This window comes from Martinezella sp. CNPSo 3732, from assembly GCF_057784515.1.
This window is the reverse complement of sequence record NZ_JBXSOO010000022.1, coordinates 1-18,218: the sequence shown is the minus strand read 5'-3', so window position 1 is coordinate 18,218 and position 18,218 is coordinate 1. Positions and strand designations below refer to the sequence as shown.

The 18,218-nt window shown below is 61.6% G+C and carries 17 protein-coding genes; 5 read left to right on the top strand and 12 right to left on the bottom strand.

Annotated features, from left to right (window positions below; translation table 11 throughout):
- The first annotated feature begins 31 nt into the window (after positions 1-31).
- The gene (locus AC13RM_RS26645) at positions 32-676 is read left to right on the top strand and encodes a LysE family translocator (protein WP_374823787.1); all 645 of its coding nucleotides are present in this window, start codon (positions 32-34) and stop codon (positions 674-676) included.
- 93 nt (positions 677-769) lie between these two features.
- Here the strand turns inward: AC13RM_RS26645 and AC13RM_RS26640 are convergent, their stop codons facing one another.
- Positions 770-1,600: a tetratricopeptide repeat protein gene (locus AC13RM_RS26640; RefSeq protein WP_374823784.1), complete on the bottom strand. Its 831-nt coding sequence runs from the start codon at positions 1,598-1,600 to the stop codon at positions 770-772.
- A 159-nt stretch (positions 1,601-1,759) separates the two neighbouring features.
- Between AC13RM_RS26640 and AC13RM_RS26635 the strand changes: the two genes are divergently transcribed.
- From AC13RM_RS26635 to AC13RM_RS26625, 3 genes are all read left to right on the top strand, one after another.
- Positions 1,760-3,151: a leucyl aminopeptidase family protein gene (locus tag AC13RM_RS26635; protein ID WP_374823781.1), complete on the top strand. Its 1,392-nt coding sequence runs from the start codon at positions 1,760-1,762 to the stop codon at positions 3,149-3,151.
- Between the two features lie 303 nt (positions 3,152-3,454).
- Complete coding sequence (locus tag AC13RM_RS26630) at positions 3,455-3,799, top strand: MarR family transcriptional regulator (RefSeq protein ID WP_041677769.1); 345 nt, start codon at positions 3,455-3,457, stop codon at positions 3,797-3,799.
- Positions 3,800-3,815: 16 nt separating this feature from the next.
- Complete coding sequence (locus tag AC13RM_RS26625) at positions 3,816-4,670, top strand: C40 family peptidase (RefSeq protein WP_374823778.1); 855 nt, start codon at positions 3,816-3,818, stop codon at positions 4,668-4,670.
- A 57-nt stretch (positions 4,671-4,727) separates the two neighbouring features.
- Here AC13RM_RS26625 and AC13RM_RS26620 read toward each other — a convergent pair whose 3' ends face one another.
- Positions 4,728-5,654, bottom strand: a complete 927-nt coding sequence (locus AC13RM_RS26620) for a DMT family transporter (RefSeq protein ID WP_374823775.1) — start codon at positions 5,652-5,654, stop codon at positions 4,728-4,730.
- Positions 5,655-5,778: 124 nt separating this feature from the next.
- On the opposite strand from AC13RM_RS26620, the gene AC13RM_RS26615 reads away from it, so the two are divergent.
- A complete protein-coding gene (locus AC13RM_RS26615) occupies positions 5,779-6,258 on the top strand; it encodes an Lrp/AsnC family transcriptional regulator (RefSeq protein ID WP_374823772.1) in 480 nt (159 codons plus the stop codon).
- A gap of 21 nt (positions 6,259-6,279) precedes the next feature.
- Here the strand turns inward: AC13RM_RS26615 and AC13RM_RS26610 are convergent, their stop codons facing one another.
- The 10 genes from AC13RM_RS26610 to AC13RM_RS26565 all read right to left on the bottom strand — a co-directional run.
- A complete protein-coding gene (locus AC13RM_RS26610; RefSeq protein ID WP_488555858.1) occupies positions 6,280-7,671 on the bottom strand; it encodes an amidase in 1,392 nt (463 codons plus the stop codon).
- 23 nt (positions 7,672-7,694) lie between these two features.
- The gene (locus AC13RM_RS26605) at positions 7,695-8,561 is read right to left on the bottom strand and encodes an ABC transporter permease (protein ID WP_374823765.1); all 867 of its coding nucleotides are present in this window, start codon (positions 8,559-8,561) and stop codon (positions 7,695-7,697) included.
- Positions 8,558-9,511 (bottom strand): ABC transporter permease, encoded by a 954-nt coding sequence (locus AC13RM_RS26600; RefSeq protein WP_374823894.1) that lies wholly within the window; start codon positions 9,509-9,511, stop codon positions 8,558-8,560. Before AC13RM_RS26600 ends, AC13RM_RS26605 begins: the two co-directional genes overlap by 4 nt.
- Before the next feature lie 102 nt (positions 9,512-9,613).
- Positions 9,614-11,143, bottom strand: a complete 1,530-nt coding sequence (locus AC13RM_RS26595) for an ABC transporter substrate-binding protein (protein WP_374823763.1) — start codon at positions 11,141-11,143, stop codon at positions 9,614-9,616.
- A gap of 156 nt (positions 11,144-11,299) precedes the next feature.
- Entirely contained in the window at positions 11,300-12,217 is a 918-nt protein-coding gene (locus AC13RM_RS26590; protein ID WP_374823760.1) for a LysR family transcriptional regulator, read from the bottom strand.
- A 15-nt stretch (positions 12,218-12,232) separates the two neighbouring features.
- Complete coding sequence (locus AC13RM_RS26585) at positions 12,233-13,231, bottom strand: P1 family peptidase (protein ID WP_374823757.1); 999 nt, start codon at positions 13,229-13,231, stop codon at positions 12,233-12,235.
- A 261-nt stretch (positions 13,232-13,492) separates the two neighbouring features.
- Positions 13,493-13,687 (bottom strand): hypothetical protein, encoded by a 195-nt coding sequence (locus AC13RM_RS26580; protein ID WP_015338438.1) that lies wholly within the window; start codon positions 13,685-13,687, stop codon positions 13,493-13,495.
- 508 nt (positions 13,688-14,195) lie between these two features.
- On the bottom strand, positions 14,196-17,123 hold the full coding sequence (locus AC13RM_RS26575) for an aminotransferase (RefSeq protein ID WP_374823754.1): 2,928 nt from the start codon (positions 17,121-17,123) through the stop codon (positions 14,196-14,198).
- 134 nt (positions 17,124-17,257) lie between these two features.
- A complete protein-coding gene (locus tag AC13RM_RS26570) occupies positions 17,258-17,803 on the bottom strand; it encodes a hypothetical protein (protein ID WP_374823752.1) in 546 nt (181 codons plus the stop codon).
- Positions 17,804-17,902: 99 nt separating this feature from the next.
- Positions 17,903-18,218, bottom strand: a 316-nt coding sequence (locus AC13RM_RS26565) for a formyltransferase family protein (RefSeq protein WP_488555857.1), incomplete at its 5' end; no start/stop codon positions are given.

The following is an 18,218-nucleotide window of genomic DNA, read 5'->3' as shown; positions in this document are numbered from 1 at the left end:
CGTTCGTGTCGCCCATATTGGGAGGTCTCGCATGTCATCCTTGGCAATATTTTTCAGCGTCATCGCAGCAGTCTTCATCGGGGCGGTAAGCCCCGGCCCGAGCTTCGTGCTCGTTTCGCGCATCGCTGTTTCCCGCTCGCGCAAGGCAGGTCTTGCGGCAGCCTTCGGCATGGGAACGGGCAGTGTCATTTTCGCGACCTTGGCCCTGTTCGGCTTGAGCGCATTGCTGATGAAAGTCGAATGGCTGTATCTGGCGCTGAAGGTCGCCGGTGGTCTCTATCTGATCTATGTCGGCATCCGCATCTGGCGCAGCGCTGCGGACGATCTTCCCATCGATGCGCCAACAACGCCGGCGGCAGGCGGTGTGATGCGCAATTTCCTCTTTGCGCTCGGCACGCAGCTCAGCAATCCGAAGACGGCCATTTTCTACGGCAGTATCTTTGCCGCACTTCTGCCGGTGGCTCCGGCGCCCTGGCTGCTGTTTACGGTTCCGCCCGCAGTCTTCCTGGTTGAAGTGGGCTGGTACACGGTGGTGACGATGGCCTTTTCTTCGAACCGGCCGCGCGCGATCTATCTCGGTGCGAAGTTATGGATAGACCGGGTGGCCGGGGTTGTGATGGGCGCTCTCGGCGCGCGGCTTGTCGTCGAGGGGCTGCCACGCCACATCTGGCGTTAAAGGCCGGTGGTTGCCGGGCGTTCGCCTGAGCCGATTGGCGGATGATTTCCGTTTTCGAAAGTTGCGCGGGAAAGCCGTTACGGCTCTCTTGTTCTATTGCTGGGCGACTTTCTTGCTGTCGCCGCTGGCGGCAAGCTTCTGCCAGGAGTTCTGCTGCGCCAGCATGCCGCGCAGATAGGCGACGTTGGCGTTTGCCTGTTGCGGCGTCAGTTCCTGGCGAGCGATTTGTTCGGCTTCCGCAAAGCGGCCCTGTAGCCCGACGACCAGCGCCAGGTTCTGCCGCACGCGGCTATCGGCGCCCGGCTGTGCGACGGCCGTGCGGAGATAGCTTTCCGCATTCTTGAGATCGCCGGTCAGCACGTAGGACATGCCGAGATTGGAAAGGATGGTCGGTTCGTTGGGAGCCAGCACGAGGGCATCGCGATATTTGGCGCGTGCATCGGTGGAGCGCCCGAGCTGGTCGAGGATGGCGCCCTGCGCCGAAACCAGCCGCCAGTCCGGCCGGTCCGGCAGTTGCGCGCGGTCGATGGTCGACAGCGCTTCGTCGAGTTGCCCCGCCGCCGCCTGCGCCTTGCCGTAGGCCGCCAGCACGCCGCGATCGCTCGGATTGGCGATTGCCACCTGCTGCATGACGGCAAGCGCCTGGTCGTTGCGGCCGCTCATGCGCAAGGCATTGGCATAATTGACGCCGGCATCGCGATCCCTAGGATTGGCGTCATAGGCCTTGCCATACGTCGCAGTTGCCTGCGCCAGATCAGTGCTGTTCATCGTGTCGAGAGATTGCGACGTCTTCGGAATCGAACCGGTCGTCATCCGGTCTTTTCCGGTTGTCGAGCAGCTTGCGAGCGCGATCGCCAGAAGCGCAGCCGAAGCCCCCCGGAAAAGAACGGTTCTGAATGAAGACGCAGCTGAGACCGCGGGCATGTCGCTTATCCCTGTATTCCTATAGTCTTGCGCCCGGCCTAGAATCGGAACAGGGAAAGGTTCGACGCAATGTTCGCTCCAGCAATAATCTGTTAACCCTAACAGACGGTTAACTCTCGATTCCCCCCGATTCCCTGAAGTCATCGTCAAAGGATAGTCATGGCCCCCTTTCAATTCATCGAGCGCGCGACGCCTTTCAATTCGAAGGGTGGCGCAACCTTGCCGATCTTTGCCGTCACCCCGGCGCATATCGAGACGGGTACCATCGATCCCATCGCGCTCGATTGGGCACGCAAGGCGGGTTACAAGGCAGAGAGCGGCTCGTTGTTGCTGATCCCGACCGCTGAAGGGCATCTGGGCGGCGCTCTGTTCGGCCTCGGCTCCAATCCGTCCGAACAACCCTTTCTCACGGGCAAGCTTGCACGCAGCCTTCCGGCCGGCGACTGGCATATCGAGACGGCACCGCTGACAGCAAACCGGCTCTCGCTTGGCTTCGGCCTCGGCAGCTACCGCTTCGACCGCTACAAGTCCGAAAAAGCCGCGGCACCGACGCTGATGATCCCACGCGATGCCGATGCCGCCGATATCAAGCGCCAGCTCGCCGGCGTCTTCCTTGCCCGCGATCTCATCAACACGCCGACCAACGACATGGGTCCGGAACAGCTCGAAGCCGCTTTCCGGTCGCTTGCCGAGCACTACAAGGCTGACATGTCCGTCATCATCGGCGACGATCTCCTGAAGGAGAATTTCCCCCTCGTCCACACGGTCGGTCGCGCCAGCGCCGATGCGCCACGCCTTCTGGAACTGCGCTGGGGCAAGAAGGGCCATCGCCGCATCACGCTGGTCGGCAAGGGCGTCTGCTTCGACACCGGCGGCCTCGACATCAAGCCGGCATCCTCGATGCTACTGATGAAGAAGGACATGGGTGGCGCGGCCAATGTCATGGGCTTGGCGCTGATGATCATGGATGCCAAGCTCAAGGTCGATCTTCGCGTTATCATTCCGGTCGTCGAGAACTCGATTTCATCCAACGCCTTCCGTCCCGGCGATATCTACAGGAGCCGCAAGGGCCTGACCGTGCAGATCGACAATACGGATGCCGAGGGACGGCTGATCCTCGCCGACGCGCTCGCCTATGCCGACGAGGACGCGCCGGATTTGATGATCGACATGGCAACGCTGACAGGTGCTGCCCGCGTCGCGCTCGGCCCCGATCTGCCGCCCTTCTTCACCGATGACAGCGAACTTGCCAGCGATCTGACCGAGGCGAGCCTGGAGACGGATGACCCGCTCTGGCGCATGCCGCTCTATATGGGCTACGACAAGGATATCCGTACCAAATTCGCCGATATCACCAATGCTCCATCAGGCGGCATGGCCGGCTCCATCACGGCTGCTCTGTTCCTCAAGCGCTTCGTGACGAAGACACCGAGCTGGGTGCATTTCGACATCTTCGGCTGGGCACCGAGCGAACGCCCGCATTCGCCTGGAGGCGGCGAGGCTCAGGCGATCCGGGCGCTCTATCACTATATCAGGCAGAGCGTGCGGTAGGGGCTCTAGTCCCCTCTCCCCGCATGCGGGGAGAGGGTTAGGGTGAGGGGCCAGGCACAAGAGCGCCACAGCGACGGACTGACCTGACCATTACGAATAGTGGTCCGAAAAGACGAAGACTCTGATTTTCCGGTTGCTTTCGAGAAAGCCCCTCATCCGAGCCCTCGACATATCGCTTTGCTCAATGTCTCGGTCCCACCTTCTCCCCGCATTGCGGGGAGAAGGGGTTGGTGAATTCCCCTTGAAACCGCCATGATCTTGGCCGAGACTGGAACGGCAGCGTAACGAATTTCGGGGTTGCCCTTGCCGCTTGAACTCACCGCCTCGCAGGCTCTCGGCCTCTGGCATGGCGTGACGCTCGCTCAGGTGCGCCGCGAGGATCACGATTTGACGCTGCGGCAGACGGCGATCCTGCTGCAGATCTATCTTGTGCCGCCGCCGCACACGGTACGCGGTCTGGCCGCAACCCTGGGCGTCACCAAGCCCGTCATCACTCGGGCGCTTGACACCATGGGGGTGATGGGATTGGTCGACCGTGTGCGCGACGATCGCGATCGCCGCAACGTCATCATTAAGCGAACAGTCACCGGCGCGCTTTATCTTGAAAAACTCGGCGATCTCATCATCGAGCACGGCCGAAAATTGTAACCCCAGGAATTTCACCATGATGCTCGACCGCCGTCTCAATGCTTTCAGGCCCGATCTCGCAGAGGCTTCTCTCAAGGGCAAGGTCGAGGCCGAACGCTTCGTCGAGGGTATTGGTGCACGCGTTGCCGTCCCGATCATTGCGCTCCGGCCTAAGCCTGATCTCGCCTCGGGCATCGATACCGAGCTCTTGATGGGTGAAGAGGTGACGATATTCGAGCGCCGCGACGGCTGGTGCTGGGTCAAGGCTCTGTCCGACGGTTACGTCGGCTATCTTCCGGAAACGGCGATTAAAGAGGGCGCGGCAGCGCCGACCCATATCGTCGTCCCGCAACGTACCTTCCTCTATCCAGAGCCGGAACTGCGCAAGCCGCACGCGGCGATCCTTTCTATGGGCAGCCTCGTACATGTGACCGGCACGGCGGAGGCGCGGGGCAATCACTATGTCGTCCTGGAGGATGGCACTGCCATTTTCGCAAAGCATGTCCAGCCGATCGGCTACAACAAGGGCGGCGACTTCGTCGATATCGCCTTACGCTTCCTGGAGACGCCCTATCTCTGGGGCGGCCGCTCGGGCTTCGGCATCGATTGCTCCGGCCTCGTGCAGCTGGCGCTGTCGATGACGGGCCGTGCCGCACCGCGCGATACCGACATGCAGGCCGCCGGCCTCGGCCAGCCGATCGAGCGTGAGGAGCTGAAGCGCGGCGATTTCGTTTTCTGGAAGGGGCATGTGGCGATCATGGAAGATCCGGAAACCATCGTCCATGCCAACGGCCATACCATGACCGTCGCCCGCGAGAATTTCACCGCCGCCATCGAGCGTATCGGCTGGCTCTATGAGCGGCCGACCGGCTATCGCCGTTTCGTCGACTGATCGCGCTGCGCAACCCTCTCGCCGCGGCGTCTGCCGGTATTCGCAATAGGATTGGTCTTACGGCGTGCGAGGGCGCGCGATCCAGATGCCGGCGACGATAACGATGCCGCCAAGCGCCTGCAACAGCGTGACGTTTTCGCCGAACAGGAACCAGGCGAAAAGGGCGGCGGCGATCGACTCCAGAAAAATGACGAGCGAGGAGAATACGGTCGGCAATCTTCCGAGCGCGACCGAAAGCAGTCCCTGTCCGCCGGCATGGCTGATGAGGCCGAGTGCCAGGAGCACGCACCATCCCGAGATCGACTGCGGCAATATGCGCGGCTCGAAGAAGAAAGCGATCAGGAACAGGATCGCCGAGGTTATGATACTCAATTCGAAGGTGACGCGCGCGGCATTGGTTCCGGGGCGCGCCGCGCCGACCGCCAGGAAATAAAGGCCGAAGAAGGCGCCGGTGATGATGGCGAGCGCATCGCCGACGGCGCGGTCCGGATTGAATGCCAGGCTCTGCACGACGAGCGCCGTGCCGCCCGCAAGGCAAACGAGGAGACCGAGAAGCGTGGCGCGACTGACGCGCTGTCTTAAAAGAAGCCAGCCGAAGATGACGACCCAAAGCGGCGCCATCGTCGCGAAGAAGGTGGCGTTGGCGATCGTCGTCCGCATGATGGAGAGATGCCAGAAGAACAGGTCGCCCGTGAAGGCGATGCCGGCGAGAATGGTCGGTATCGTGAAACTGGCGCGAGGCGCATCGGGCTCTGCGATCTCCGCGTAGCGCATCCATATCCAAAGGATCGGTAGCGCTAGAAAGACACGCCAGAAGGCGCTGGCGAAAGGCCCGACATCGGCAAGGCGCACGAGACTCGGCGAGATGCTCATGGCCAGCGCCGCGAAAACCATCGCCATCACGCCGAGAAGAAAATCCTTCGTATTGGCGCTTTCACCGAGGCTCGGGCTGCGCATATCGTATTCGGTGTCCGGCTGTGACATTCTCGTGCCTTTGCAAGTCAGATGATGTGTGGCGCAAAGCTAGTACATAGGGAAAGAGGATTTGGCTCCATTTTGACGGCTTTCATGCAATTTTGTTTCCTCTTTGCGGTAAGGATGTATTGAAATGCGCAAACCCGCCGATCTCGATGAGTTCGATCTGGCAATTCTCGAGATTCTCCAAAAGGACAGTACGGTTCCGCAACGCGAGATCGGCGAACGGGTCAACCTGTCAGCAGCTGCCGTGCAGCGGCGCATCAAGCGCATGCAGGAAAGTCGCGTCATTCAAGCCAATATCGCGGTCGTCAATCCGGCGGCAATAGGTCTGCCGATCACTATCGTGGCCGAGGTTCATATCGCAAACGAACGCTATGACCTCATCAATGCGATCAAGCGCAGCTTCCTCGAAGCGCCGGAAGTGCAGCAATGCTACGGTGTCACAGGCGAGGCCGATTTCGTGTTGATTATCGTCGTCCCCAGTATGTCCGCCTATGAGGACGTTGCCCGGCGTCTTTTCTACGACAATCCGAATGTCACGAAATTTAAGTCACTTGTGACCATGGACCGGGTGAAGGTCGGTCTGTCCCTGCCGTTGTCGCTGGATTAGCTGGCTGTCTTCAAGTTCTGTTCACGCCGGCCGCTTCGGCCAGTTCGTCACGCCGCCGGTCCAGTCCTCGAAAGCCTTCGAGAGGCGAAGCACCAGCATGTCGTCGAAGCGCGGGCCGATGATCTGCATGCCGATCGGCATGCCGGAGCGGGAGAAGCCGCAATTGATCGACGCCGCCGGCTGTTCCGACATGTTCCACGGAACGGTGAAGGCGATGTGCTCGAAAGGCCGGGCCGGGTCGTTGGTGGGCGAAGCCCATTCGGCGGGATAGGAGACGATCGGATTGGTCGGCGAAAGCACGGCATCCACCTCTGCGAAGAGCTTGGCGCAGCTCTTGCGCATCTCGTAGGTCTGGTTGAAGCCGCGAACAGCATCGACGCCGCTGATCTCTGCGCCCCCCTTCGCCCAGCTATAGATATATGGCAGGATGCTGTTGCGGCGTTCCTCGCTCAAGGCCGTCATGTCGCCCCAGAAGCGGGCGCGCCAGAAAGCATCGAGGCCATCAAGCATCTGCCTGGTCAGCACCGGCGCGACATCGACGATGATGGCGCCCGCTTCCTCGAAGCGCTTGGCGGCAGCGGTGACCGCATCGCGTATCTCGTCCTCGACAGGCAGGCCGCAGCCAGCATCCAGCATCAGGCCGATCTTCACGCCTCGGAGGTCGATATCGAGATCCATCCAGTCGATCCCGTTCGGCGGTAGGCTGGTGCTGTCGCGCCAGTCGGGCCGCGAGAGCGTCGCCATGGAAAAGGCGGCATCCTCGACCGTGCGGGTCATGGGTCCGGCGCATCGGCCGAGATAATAGGGATCGATCGGAATGCGGCCATTGCTCGGCTTGAAGCCAAAAATGCCGGTCCAGCCAGCTGGCAGGCGTATCGAGCCGCCGATATCGGTGCCGATATGCAGCGGTCCATAACCGGCGGCGGCGGCGGCGGACGCACCGGCGCTGGAGCCGCCCGGATTCTGACTTGGGTCCCAGGGGTTGCGGCTGAGCTTGTGAAAGCTGGAAAGGCCGGAGGAGAGCATGCCGTAATCGGGGCAGGTGGTTTTCGCGAAAATCACCGCGCCATCCTCGCGCATGCGGGCGGCGATAGGAGCATCTTCGGCAGCAGGGATGCGCTCGACGGCTGCCGTGCCGAGCGGCACCGGCTGTCCCTTGGTGGCGATCAGCTCCTTGAGCGTCACCGGAATTCCGTCAAGCAGTCCCCCCGGCGCGCCCTTCGCCCAGCGCTCTGTCGAAGCAGCTGCCTGCTTGCGGGCATCCTCGGGATCATAGGCATAGAGAGCAGCGATGGTCGGCTCCCATGCCTCGATATGCGTCTCGAGCGCCAGCCAGTATTCGCTGGGGGACAGGCTCTTGTTGGCAAATTGGCGCCGGAGGTCTCGGATGGAAAGATCGGTAGGTTCGCTCATGATCTATACTCTTCATATCTCAATCAGCGCGTCGCCTCGCGGGGGTCGAGGAGATCGCGCAACCCGTCGCCGAGCAGGTTGAAGCCAAGCACGGAGAGCGCTATGGCAAGCCCCGGCAGCAGGGCGAGCCACGGCGCAACGTGGAAATAGGTCTGCGCATCGGCCAGCATCCGTCCCCAGGTCGGTGCGGGCGGCGGTACGCTCAAGCCCAGGAAGGCAAGCCCGGCCTCGGTCAGGATCGCAAGGCCGAGCTGGATGGTCGCCTGGACGATGATGCTGCCCATGATGTTGGGCAGGACATGGCGCAGCGTGATGGAAAGCTGCGTATTGCCGATGGCGCGCGCCGCCAGCACATAGTCGCGGCTCCAGGCCTGCAAGGCCGCACCGAGCGCGACACGGGCAAAGACCGGCACCATGAAGACAGCGATCGCGATAATTGCCGTGGAGCGCCCGGTCCCAAGAAATGCACCGAGGATCATCGCCGAAAGGATCGGCGGCAGGGCGAAGATCACGTCGCAGGCCCGCATGACCAGCGCCTCGAACAGGCCGCGTTGGGCGGCAGCGGAAACGCCGATGATCGTTCCGATCGTTCCGCCGATCGCGACGGATGACACCGAGATCGACAGCGAATTCCAGCAGCCCGCCATCAGCATGGACAGGACGTCGCGGCCGATCTGGTCGGTGCCGAGAAGCCCGAAGCCGAGGGGCGGCTGCAGCTTGTGGAGGATCTGCATCTTCGCCGGCGGCACTGGCGTCCAGAACTGCGAGAGGAGAGCGACGCAGAAGAGCGCAAGGATGATGACGCCGCCGCCGATGAGATTCATTCGCCGCAGCGCCCGAAAACGGCGACGGGAGGGCTGTGTGGCAGATCTAACTTCGATTGATGTCATCGCGCACCTCCCGCTCGCAATCGCGGATCGATGGCGAGATAGGAGAGATCGACCAGAAAATTCACGACGATGACGAGGCCGGCAAAGAACAGCACGACATCCTGCAGAACGATGACGTCGCGCTGGCTGAGCGCCTGATAGGCGAGGCGGCCAAGGCCTGGAAGGGTGAAGACATTTTCGATCAGCACGGCGCCGGCGACGAGAAACGTAAACTGCAGTCCGAGAATAGTCAGCACCGGCACCAGCGCATTCGGCACCACGTGCCCCCAGAGCACGCGGTTGCGCGATAGACCCTTGGCGATCGCCGTGCGGGCAAAATCCTCGTGCAGCGTATCGAGCACGGCCGAGCGCGTCACTCGTGTCAGCACCGCCGCCTGCGGCAGGGCAAGCGCGATCGCGGGCAACACCAAAGATTTCAGGGAGGGCCAGAATCCGCTTTCCCAACCAGGAAACCCCCCGGCCGGCATCCAGCCGAGCGAGGTGGCGAACAGAAGCACCAGCAAGAGGCCGACCCAGAAGCCAGGCACGGCGATGCCCATCTGCGAAAATAGCGTGGCGATGATATCGAAGACGCCGCCGCGCCGTGCCGCTGCTGCAACACCGAGCGGCACGGCAATAAGAACCGACAACAGGATGGCAAGCAGCGCAAGCGGCAGGGTGACGGCAAGCCGCTCGGCAATCAGGCCGGCGACCGGAACACCATAGGTATAGGACGTGCCAAGATCACCCGTCAGCGCGCCGGCGAGCCATTGCCCATAGCGCACGATCAGCGGCTGATCGAGCCCCATATCATGCCGGAGCGCCGCAAGCGTTTCCGGCGTCGCCGAGGTGCCGAGCGTGATCGCGGCCGGGTCGCCTGGCAGCAGCGCCATGACGGCAAAGACCAGCAGCGAGACGGCAATCAGCGTCAGCACAAGTCCGAAAATCCGGCGGGTGAGCAGTACGATCATAGCAAGTCCATGGCCGATCATGCCCGGCATCGAAATGGTTGGCTTCGAAATGGTTCGCGGCGGGCGAAGCGATCCGCCCATCCGCGCCTGCAGGCAAAGAACTCAGTCTTCCCAGGAAACGTTGGTCAGCACGTTGGACGGGATCGGTTCGTTCTCCCAGAGACCCTTCAGCTTCTTGTCCCAGACGCCGAGCTTCGGCATCACGAACAGGAAGAGCGACGGCACATCCTCGGCAAGAATGCTTTGCGCCTCGCCATAGAGCTTGTTCTGCTCGGCGGGATCGGCGGTGAGCTGAATCTTCTTCATCAACTCGTTGAAGGCCGGGTTCTTGTAGTTGAAGTAATAGGGATCGCGCGAATAGATATCGATATCCATCGGCTCGGCATGGGCGACGATTGTCATGTCGTAATTGCGGCCGGTGAAAACGTCCTGCACCCATTTTGCCGGGAATTCCGTGGGCTCGATATTCATCGTCACGCCGACATCGGCAAACATCGCCTGCATCACCTGGGCACTGCGAGGCGCATAGGCCATTTGCGGCGTCTTGATGGTGAAGGTGAAGCCATTTGGATAGCCGGCTTCCGCAAGCAATGCTTTGGCCTTGGCGGCGTCATAGGGCAGCGTGCCGGTCAAATCTTTGTAGCCGGGGTCGTTCGGCGTGTAGTGGCTGCCGATCGCGGTGCCTAAACCGGACCACGCGCCTTCGATGATCGTCTTGCGGTCCAGCGCCATCATCAGCGCCTGGCGCACGCGCTTGTCGTCGAAAGGCTTGCGGGTGTTGTTCATGCCGGCCACGACCTTGAGCTCGGTATTGCCGATCTTGGTCGTCAGCCTGGCATCGCCCTCGAAGGAATTCATGAGCTCCGGCGCTGCGAATTCAGGAAAGGCATCGAGATCGCCGGCTTTTAATGCGGCGGCCTCAGCCTGCGGATCGGAAATGAAGCGGAAGGTCACCTTCTCGAGCTTCACGTCGACCGACTTATTCCAGTAGTCCGGATTCTTGACGAGGTCGACATGGTCGCCCTTCGTCCAGGCGGAGAATTTGAACGGTCCGGTGCCGATGGGCGTGGTCTTGTCGTTAGCCGAGGACTTCGGCCCGACCATGACGGAGCTCGGCCAGCCCAGCCAATAGAGCAGGCTACCGGTTGGCGAGGACAGATGGAGCACCAGCGTTTCCGCATCCGGCGTGTCGATCGAGGCGATAGTCGAGAAGAAGCGCTTTTGCGGATTGACGGAATCTTTGCCACGGGCGCGATCGAGCGTGAACTTGGCGGCAGCCGAATCGAAGGCCTCGCCGTCATGGAATTTCACGCCGGTCTGCAGCTTGAACGTATAGGTGAGGCCGTCGGGCGAAATCTCCCAGCTCTTGGCAAGCTGCGGCACGATCTTGCCGTTCTGGTCGATGGCAACCAGACCTTCGAAAATATTCTGCCAGGTGACCTGGCCGATCGCGACGGGCGCGGCGATCGTCGGATCAAGGCCCGTCGGCTCGACGCTCATGCCGAGATTGAGTGTCGTCTTCGCGGCCTCGGCCTGTGTCAGGCCCATCATCAACAGGCCGGCGGAAACTGCAGCGCCATAGGCAAGCCGGCGCGCGACGTCGCCCAGGCTCGGGCGTGAAAACTTGGTCATGTCGGTTCCCTTGCTTTTTGCCCGCATGGCCGGCTTCCCTCCGCCTGCGGTCTTTTTCAGGATAGTGTCATCTCGTGGGCGCACACACAATTCCGAAAATGTGTGCTCGGTGTAGCCGAAACCGCTACACTGGTTTTGTCTTCTACAGTGTTGGGTTCAATCCTGCCTCCCCTTGGCGGAAAGTTGCTGGCGCATGAAGCGCTCGATGAAATCGAGCAGCTTGCCGGCCGCAAACGAGAGCTGGCGATCGGGCGCGACGCAGAGATCAACCGGCGTCCGCACGCCCTTGCCGCCCGCCACGGGCCGTGCGACGAGCTGCCCCGCCTCGATCTCTCTTCGAACGGTCAGCGCCGGCAGCATGGTGATTGCCGCCCCGCGCAGCACCAGCTCCTTCTGCATTTCCAGCGAGCCGGTCTCGAAGACAGGGTCGAGCGTCAATCCCTCCTGCTCGAACAACGCTTCGAAGGCTTGCCTTGCGCCGAAGGAGCGATCGGGAACGGCAAGCGCATGCGACGCGATTTCGTCTAGCGTGATCTCGCTGGTGGCGGCAAGTGGATGGGAGGAAGCGGCGATCACGTCATAGATCAGCTCGGACCGTAGGCGCACCTTTGTGCCGGAAAGCGGCGGGGCAAACAGCGTCACCGCAATATCGGCCTCGGCATTGTTGACGGCTTCGATGGCGCCGCGGGCGCTGGTGATGGTTACGTCGAAGCGCAGGCCCGGATAGCGCAGGCTGAACTCGGCCAGCGCCGGCGCGAGGATATTGGCGACAGACGCGCCATTGGCATAGATGCTGACCGTCCCGCGCTGCAGGCCTTTCAGGTCTTCGATCAACTGGTGAACATGGTCAAGCTCGCGCAGCGTCCGGCCGGCGCGTTCCGCCAGCAATTCGCCGGCAGCCGTCAATTTGATGCCGCGGGCACTGCGCTCGACCAGCTGCGTGCCGAAATGATATTCGAGATTCTCGATCTGGCGGCTGATGGCTGTCGGCGCCACGTTCAGGTTTTCAGCCGCCTGGCGCATCGAATTGGTGCGCACCAGCTCGTCGAAATAGATCAGCGCGCGGATCTGCATGCGCGGAACCTCCCGCTAGATGCCGGTTTTGGCGAAGCGATCCCGCCACGCCGCTTGCCCACCTTCGACCGGCAGCGCCGTCGCCTCGTAAACGCCGCGGGCGATGGCGCGCGCCATGACGATAGTGGCAAGGTAGCAAAGCTCCATGAAACCAGGCATATCGTCGCGGGAATGCTTGCCGGTAGAGGCGGCAAACACGGTATCGCCGTCGAGCGGCAGATGCGTCGGCAGGAGCGCTCGGGCGAAGCCGTCATGGGCTGAGATGGAGAGGCGATGCGCCTCCGCTTTGGTCAGCTGGGCGTCGGTGATGACGGCGCCGATGGTCGTAGCGGTGATGTTGGTGCCCTTCAGCCGCAGGCGAGAATCGACCACCTGCGGCATGCCAAGACCGCCGAATTCGCCGTTTTCTTCGAAGGGAGCCGCCCAGAAATGCGGGCCGTCGCCGATGGTGGCGGAGCCGAGTGCATTGACGGCGACGATGGCGGCGATCCTGTATCCCTGGCTGCTGACGGCGCTTGCCGAGCCGAGCCCGCCCTTGACCGTTGCCGTCGTGGCACCGGTGCCGGCGCCGACGCTTCCAAGCGCAAACGGCCCTTTATCTGCGGCCTTGAAGGCGGCATATCCCATGTCGCGATAGGGCGAGTGCAATCCCCAATCCTTGTTGCCGCCGTTGATCAGATCGAACAAAATCGCCTGCGGCACGATCGGCACCAGCGCATCGCCAACCTTTAGGCCTCGACCGATTTCCCTCAAGCCTGCCTGCACGCCGCCGGCGGCATCGAGCCCGAAGGCCGAGCCGCCTGAGAGTACGAGAGCATCCACCGTACCGACAGTCATAGCCGGGTCCAGCAATGCAGTATCCCGCCCACCCGGCGCGCCGCCGAGAACGGTGCAGGAGGCAATAGCCGAATCATCGAAGACGATGGCGGTGACGCCCGAGCCAAGCGCCAGATCGGTCGAGTGACCGACAGCGACGCCTTCGACATCGGTCAGGAGATTGAGGAGGTCAGCCAATGAAAAATCCTTCGCCGTTTACAACGCGAGGTCGTCATGGCGATAGGATCGTAAAGAGGGGAAAAAGACAAGATGGGTTTGTTCAACCCAAGCGGTCCGGGACTGGAGGCTTTGGAGCTTCGGCGTTTCACAAGGAGCCGGCGGAAGCTTCCTTCGGAAAAAGCCACGCGATGGCCTCAAATAAAGAAACCCCCACCCTGATTTTATCAAAAGGTGAGGGCTGGGGATGGGATTGGGTAAGAGCTTAGGCGAGCCGACCCATCAAACATGGATCGGTTTTGCCTGCTGGCGGGAAAGAAGGTCGCGGATCGCAAGCTTCACTTCGTCCGCATTTCTGAAATGCTGTTCGTCCAGATCATGGACATGATATTTTACAGCGATGAACTTGAGCCGATCCTGATCGGGAACGACGATGCCGACGGGGACGCCGGCGTATTCGATGACTTGCTTCTTCATAAATAGACTCCCTCTGCGCACGAACGGCGCAGACATGGCGAATTGACTGTCTTATTCCGGGAAGGAGGACGAACGTCACATTCGACAGCACGGGCGGGAGAGCGCGCCCGAACGGTCATTGCCAAGCACGGGCCGCCCAAGGAACGAAGCAATGACTTTTCTATTCAGCATGTCACTTCCTCAATTGGCGTTGTACTTGTTAGGGTCCCAGTTGCGGAACCCGCGGTGAGTGTACCATTATCCACTATATTAGTAGATAATAGCAATTGCATCCTCAGAAACATATTCCGAAAGATGTCAAAATATCGACGATCGGGAAAATAAAATTCCGAGCCTGGCGGATTGCGAGGAAGGTTGTCTTAAAACCTTCGTATTACTATCCATGTCGGTACGGCTCGCCGATCACCGAGCAACAGATAGGAACTGGCGCGAGATTCGACAATGCCCCGGCCGCATAAAATTCACCCGCCGCTAAAACACCTCAATGGTTAACGGCGTGACGAGAACGTCAAAATCCAGCCTCAAGCACTTTTTCCAGGGCCTTCACGAAGAAATCGGCGCTCTCGGCTGCGAGGCATAGCGGCGGCTTTATCTTCAACACGTTCAAGTGATCGCCGGTCGGCTGCATGATGACCCCGAGATCGAGCAGGTGCTCGCAGATCGCAGCCGTTTCTTCGGTGGCCGGCGTCAGGCCGTCACGGTCGCGCACGAATTCCACGCCGAGATAAAGCCCAGTGCCATGCACCGCGCCGATCAACGGGAATCGATCCATGAGAGCGATCAGCCCGGCCTTCAGCCGGTCACCGATGACGCGGGCATTTTCCTGCAGATTCTCATCCTTGAGGATATCGAGAACTGTGAGACCTACGACGCAGCTGACCGGGCTGCCGCCGGCGGAGGAGAAGAAATAGCCTTCCTTTTCCAGCGATTCTGCGATTTCGCGGCGGGTGATGACGGCGCCAAGCGGATGACCGTTGCCCATGCCCTTGGCGATGGTGATGATGTCGGGTGTGACGCCTTGCGTTTCGAAACCCCAGAAGTGCTCGCCGAGCCGGCCGTAGCCGATCTGCACTTCGTCGGCGATGCAAAGGCCGCCGCGTTGGCGCACGGCATCATAGACGCCGGCGAGATAGCCATGCGGCAGCGCGATGCCGCCGGCATTGCCATAGACCGGTTCGGCGATGAAGCCGGCAAGGCCGTCGCCCTTTTCGTCGATCGCTCGCAGTTTCGCTGTGACGTCGCCGAGATAATGTGGAGCAGAATCCGGGCCGCGGAACGGCCCGCGATAGGTATTCGGCGAGAGGACGGGGTGCACCCAGTCCGGCCGTGTTGTCAGCGCCTGCGGATTGTCGGCAGTCGAGGTGGAGACGGCGTCGCTTGCCACCGTCCAGCCGTGATAGGCCTCCAGCAGGCAGAGCATGTTTCTCTTGGCCGTGTGCGCCCAGGCAAGGCGGATCGCCAGATCATTGGCTTCCGAGCCGCTATTGACGAGGAAGACGCTGTCGAGTCCTTCAGGTGCCAGCATTGCCAGCCGCTCGGAGAGTTCGGTAACGCTGGCATAATGGAAGCGGGAGTTGGTATTGAGGCGAGACCATTGCCGGGCGATCGCTGCCGTCAGGCGCGGATGGGCGTGGCCAAGCGTCGTCACGTTGTTGACCATGTCGAGGTAGCAGCGCCCCTGCATGTCGAACAGGAATTCGCGCCAGCCGCGCTCGATCTGCGGCGGGAGCTCGTAATAGTGCTTTTGCGGCTTGGCGAAATGGGCATTGCGCAGGGAAAGCAGCACGGAAGCGTCCGGCCGCGGCGCCTCGCAGGCCGGGTTCAAAAGAGCGGCGGGCGAGGGGGAGACGGCCGACCACCCCTCTGCCTGATCCGCCGTCGCAAAAAGCGGCGGCACAAGGCCGGGCACGCGGCAAAGCTGGATGCGCAGTCCTCCGATTGCCGAACCCTCGCTGCCGATCGTCCCCAGTGTCGCACCTTGCTCGACGGCCGCTCCGTCCTCGAGGGCACTCTCGATACCGTCGAGATGCAGGCTGATTTCGTCACCGACCAGCACGAAATGCTGACCCTGCCGTTGCAGAAGGCCAGGGAAGGGGGCCGCAACCGTCGCGCCAGCCGGCAGGCAGATATCGCAATGCAGGGCAAAATTCTGCGGCGGCGTCATGTTAAGCGGCCCAGCGAGAGACAGGCGGAATTCGCCGTAGCGGGTCGCCGCAGCCCCTGAGGCGATTGCCGTCTGGGCAAGCAGCCGCCAGTCCATATCCGGTTTCTGCCAGTTGCCGTCCGTGAAGTCAGGCCCGGTGACGGAAAGATCGATGGCGGCAATCTGCGAGGGGTCGATGTCGGGCAGCAGCGGCGACCAGCCGTCGGTCACGATCGGATCGACATCGAAACCGATCGTCCGCAGAATCGCCGCTTCCATCACGTCCGGCTGCGCCCCGGTTGCGACATCGAAGATTTCGCGTTCGAAATCGAGATTGCCCCGCACATAGTCATTGTCGGGATCGATAGCGAGCTGCTGCTCGGTGCTAGCGGTGAGGATGACGGCGCGCGCGACGATCAGCGGCCACAGGGCCTTGGCTTCGACTTCCTCCAGCGGATAGACCGCATGATAGGCCTTGATGGCCGGAAGGATATGGAAGGGGTTGCCGCCTGCGTGATGTAGTAACGACGCACAGGTGACGGCAAGATCGCCCACCAGCCAGCCCTGGATGATATCGCCGAAGTCGATGACGCCATCGGGTACGAGCTGTCCATGCGCATCCGGATGGCTGACGACATTGTCGTCGGTGACATCGTGATGCACGGGCTGCACGCGCAATTCGCTCGCAAGCGGCTGGATGCGCTTGACGGCGGCGACCATTGCCTTGGCGATGCGGTCGCGCGCCTCGTGATCGGTTATGGCCGACAGCAGCTGCACGGCAACTGGTCCCGCCCGTCGCAGGTCCCATTGCAGGCTGCGGTGCAGGCCGGGATGATCGAAATCGGCAAGATCGCGGGCAAGCTTAGCCGAAAGCGCGCCGAGTCCGGCCACGGAAGCCTGCGGCAGGTAGTTGCGCCGCGTCAGCGTCTGGCCGGGGAGAAAGCGGAGCAGCCGGACGAGGTAATCCTGCTCGCGGAGAGTGGTGGCGAGGATATCGCGGCCATTTAGTGAGGGGATGACCTCGGGCACGCGCGGCGCATCCGGCTTGGCGTGCAGATGGCGGATCGCGGCATTCTGCGCCTCGAGCTCGACCAGCTCGTATTCCGCCCGGCAAATCTTCAGCACATAGGCATTATCGCCGGCATCGATGCGGTAGTTGCGGTCCTGCTGACTGCCGAGCTCGGTCAGCGTTCCGCTCAGACCGTAATGCGTCTGCAGGATCTCGGCCGCCTCCTCCGGCGTCACGTCCGGTCTCGGCAGTTGCATACGGTTTACGAGCGTGGCGTCGGCCATGGCATCCCCCCGGACGGTTCATTCGCATCGACACTAAACCATTCCATCCTAAAGAAAATTACCCAAAACAGATAGGGTAGTCGAGCGTGAGGAGGAAGATAGGCCGCAGAATGCAGCCGGCCAGGCGTTATCGCCTACCCGATGGAATAGCTGCAACCGGCCAGCGTCTTGCCTGGAAGATTGTCGACGGTGAAGACCCTAAGGGAAATGCGCATCGGCAGCGGGGGGTAAGCGTATCCGTGTTGCTCCTTGCTTGACGAGACTTCCTTGTCTCCAAGGAACTTATTCGGCCGATCGATCGTCGCGGTGACACCAAGTGACTTGGCGAGCGGATGGGGATCAGGCTCATCAAGCACGGCCAACAGTCCGCTGGAGGTAAAGACGATCTCGTTTGTTTGTCGTCCAAACACGGTGACAGGAGCCGAAAGCTTGAATTCTTGCAAGAATCGGTTGGATGATGGCATTTCGGTGAGACCGAGCTGCCTCATAGCTGTCGCGCTGTCCGGCCCGGCCAGCCACATGGCAAAATCGTAATAACCCGCGACATCGTAGGTCTTGCATTCGATCAGCTTGGCAAGATCGATCTTGGAAGGGTCCTGTTCTGCCGTTTGGGCATGGGATGTCGGCGCAAATAGCAGGAGCGCCGCCAGCAGCAGCGCGCCGTTGCGGTAGAATGACATGTCCTCTCCTCGATCTCCGGGCGATTCGATACCGGTGATATCAAATCGCGTATCGGAGCGAAAAGGGAAAGAAGCCAGCCGAAATCGCGCGCTCGCGCCTCACCCCATGCGCTCGGAGGCATAGGATCCCGGGCTTGCCGGGAAGACGACGGTGCGGTTGCCATTGATGAAGTTGCGGTGATGGATATGGGCATGGATGGCGCGGGCCAGCACCTGGCTCTCGACATCGCGGCCGATCGAGACATAATCCTCGGCCGATTGCGCATGGGTGATGCGCGCCGTGTCCTGCTCGATGATCGGGCCTTCGTCGAGATCGGCCGTCACATAATGCGCCGTCGCCCCGATCAGCTTCACCCCGCGCTCATAGGCCTGCTTGTAGGGGTTCGCCCCCTTGAACGACGGCAGGAAGGAATGA

Bases quoted from the DNA above. Each gene is read 5' to 3' on its own strand.
- AC13RM_RS26645 (WP_374823787.1), top strand. From the start codon at position 32: ATGTCATCCTTGGCAATATTTTTCAGCGTCATCGCAGCAGTCTTCATC.
- AC13RM_RS26640 (WP_374823784.1), bottom strand. From the start codon at position 1,600: ATGCCCGCGGTCTCAGCTGCGTCTTCATTCAGAACCGTTCTTTTCCGG.
- AC13RM_RS26635 (WP_374823781.1), top strand. From the start codon at position 1,760: ATGGCCCCCTTTCAATTCATCGAGCGCGCGACGCCTTTCAATTCGAAG.
- AC13RM_RS26625 (WP_374823778.1), top strand. From the start codon at position 3,816: ATGATGCTCGACCGCCGTCTCAATGCTTTCAGGCCCGATCTCGCAGAG.
- AC13RM_RS26620 (WP_374823775.1), bottom strand. From the start codon at position 5,654: ATGTCACAGCCGGACACCGAATACGATATGCGCAGCCCGAGCCTCGGT.
- AC13RM_RS26615 (WP_374823772.1), top strand. From the start codon at position 5,779: ATGCGCAAACCCGCCGATCTCGATGAGTTCGATCTGGCAATTCTCGAG.
- AC13RM_RS26610 (WP_488555858.1), bottom strand. From the start codon at position 7,671: ATGAGCGAACCTACCGATCTTTCCATCCGAGACCTCCGGCGCCAATTT.
- AC13RM_RS26605 (WP_374823765.1), bottom strand. From the start codon at position 8,561: ATGACATCAATCGAAGTTAGATCTGCCACACAGCCCTCCCGTCGCCGT.
- AC13RM_RS26600 (WP_374823894.1), bottom strand. From the start codon at position 9,511: ATGATCGTACTGCTCACCCGCCGGATTTTCGGACTTGTGCTGACGCTG.
- AC13RM_RS26595 (WP_374823763.1), bottom strand. From the start codon at position 11,143: ATGACCAAGTTTTCACGCCCGAGCCTGGGCGACGTCGCGCGCCGGCTT.
- AC13RM_RS26590 (WP_374823760.1), bottom strand. From the start codon at position 12,217: ATGCAGATCCGCGCGCTGATCTATTTCGACGAGCTGGTGCGCACCAAT.
- AC13RM_RS26580 (WP_015338438.1), bottom strand. From the start codon at position 13,687: ATGAAGAAGCAAGTCATCGAATACGCCGGCGTCCCCGTCGGCATCGTC.
- AC13RM_RS26575 (WP_374823754.1), bottom strand. From the start codon at position 17,123: ATGGCCGACGCCACGCTCGTAAACCGTATGCAACTGCCGAGACCGGAC.
- AC13RM_RS26570 (WP_374823752.1), bottom strand. From the start codon at position 17,803: ATGTCATTCTACCGCAACGGCGCGCTGCTGCTGGCGGCGCTCCTGCTA.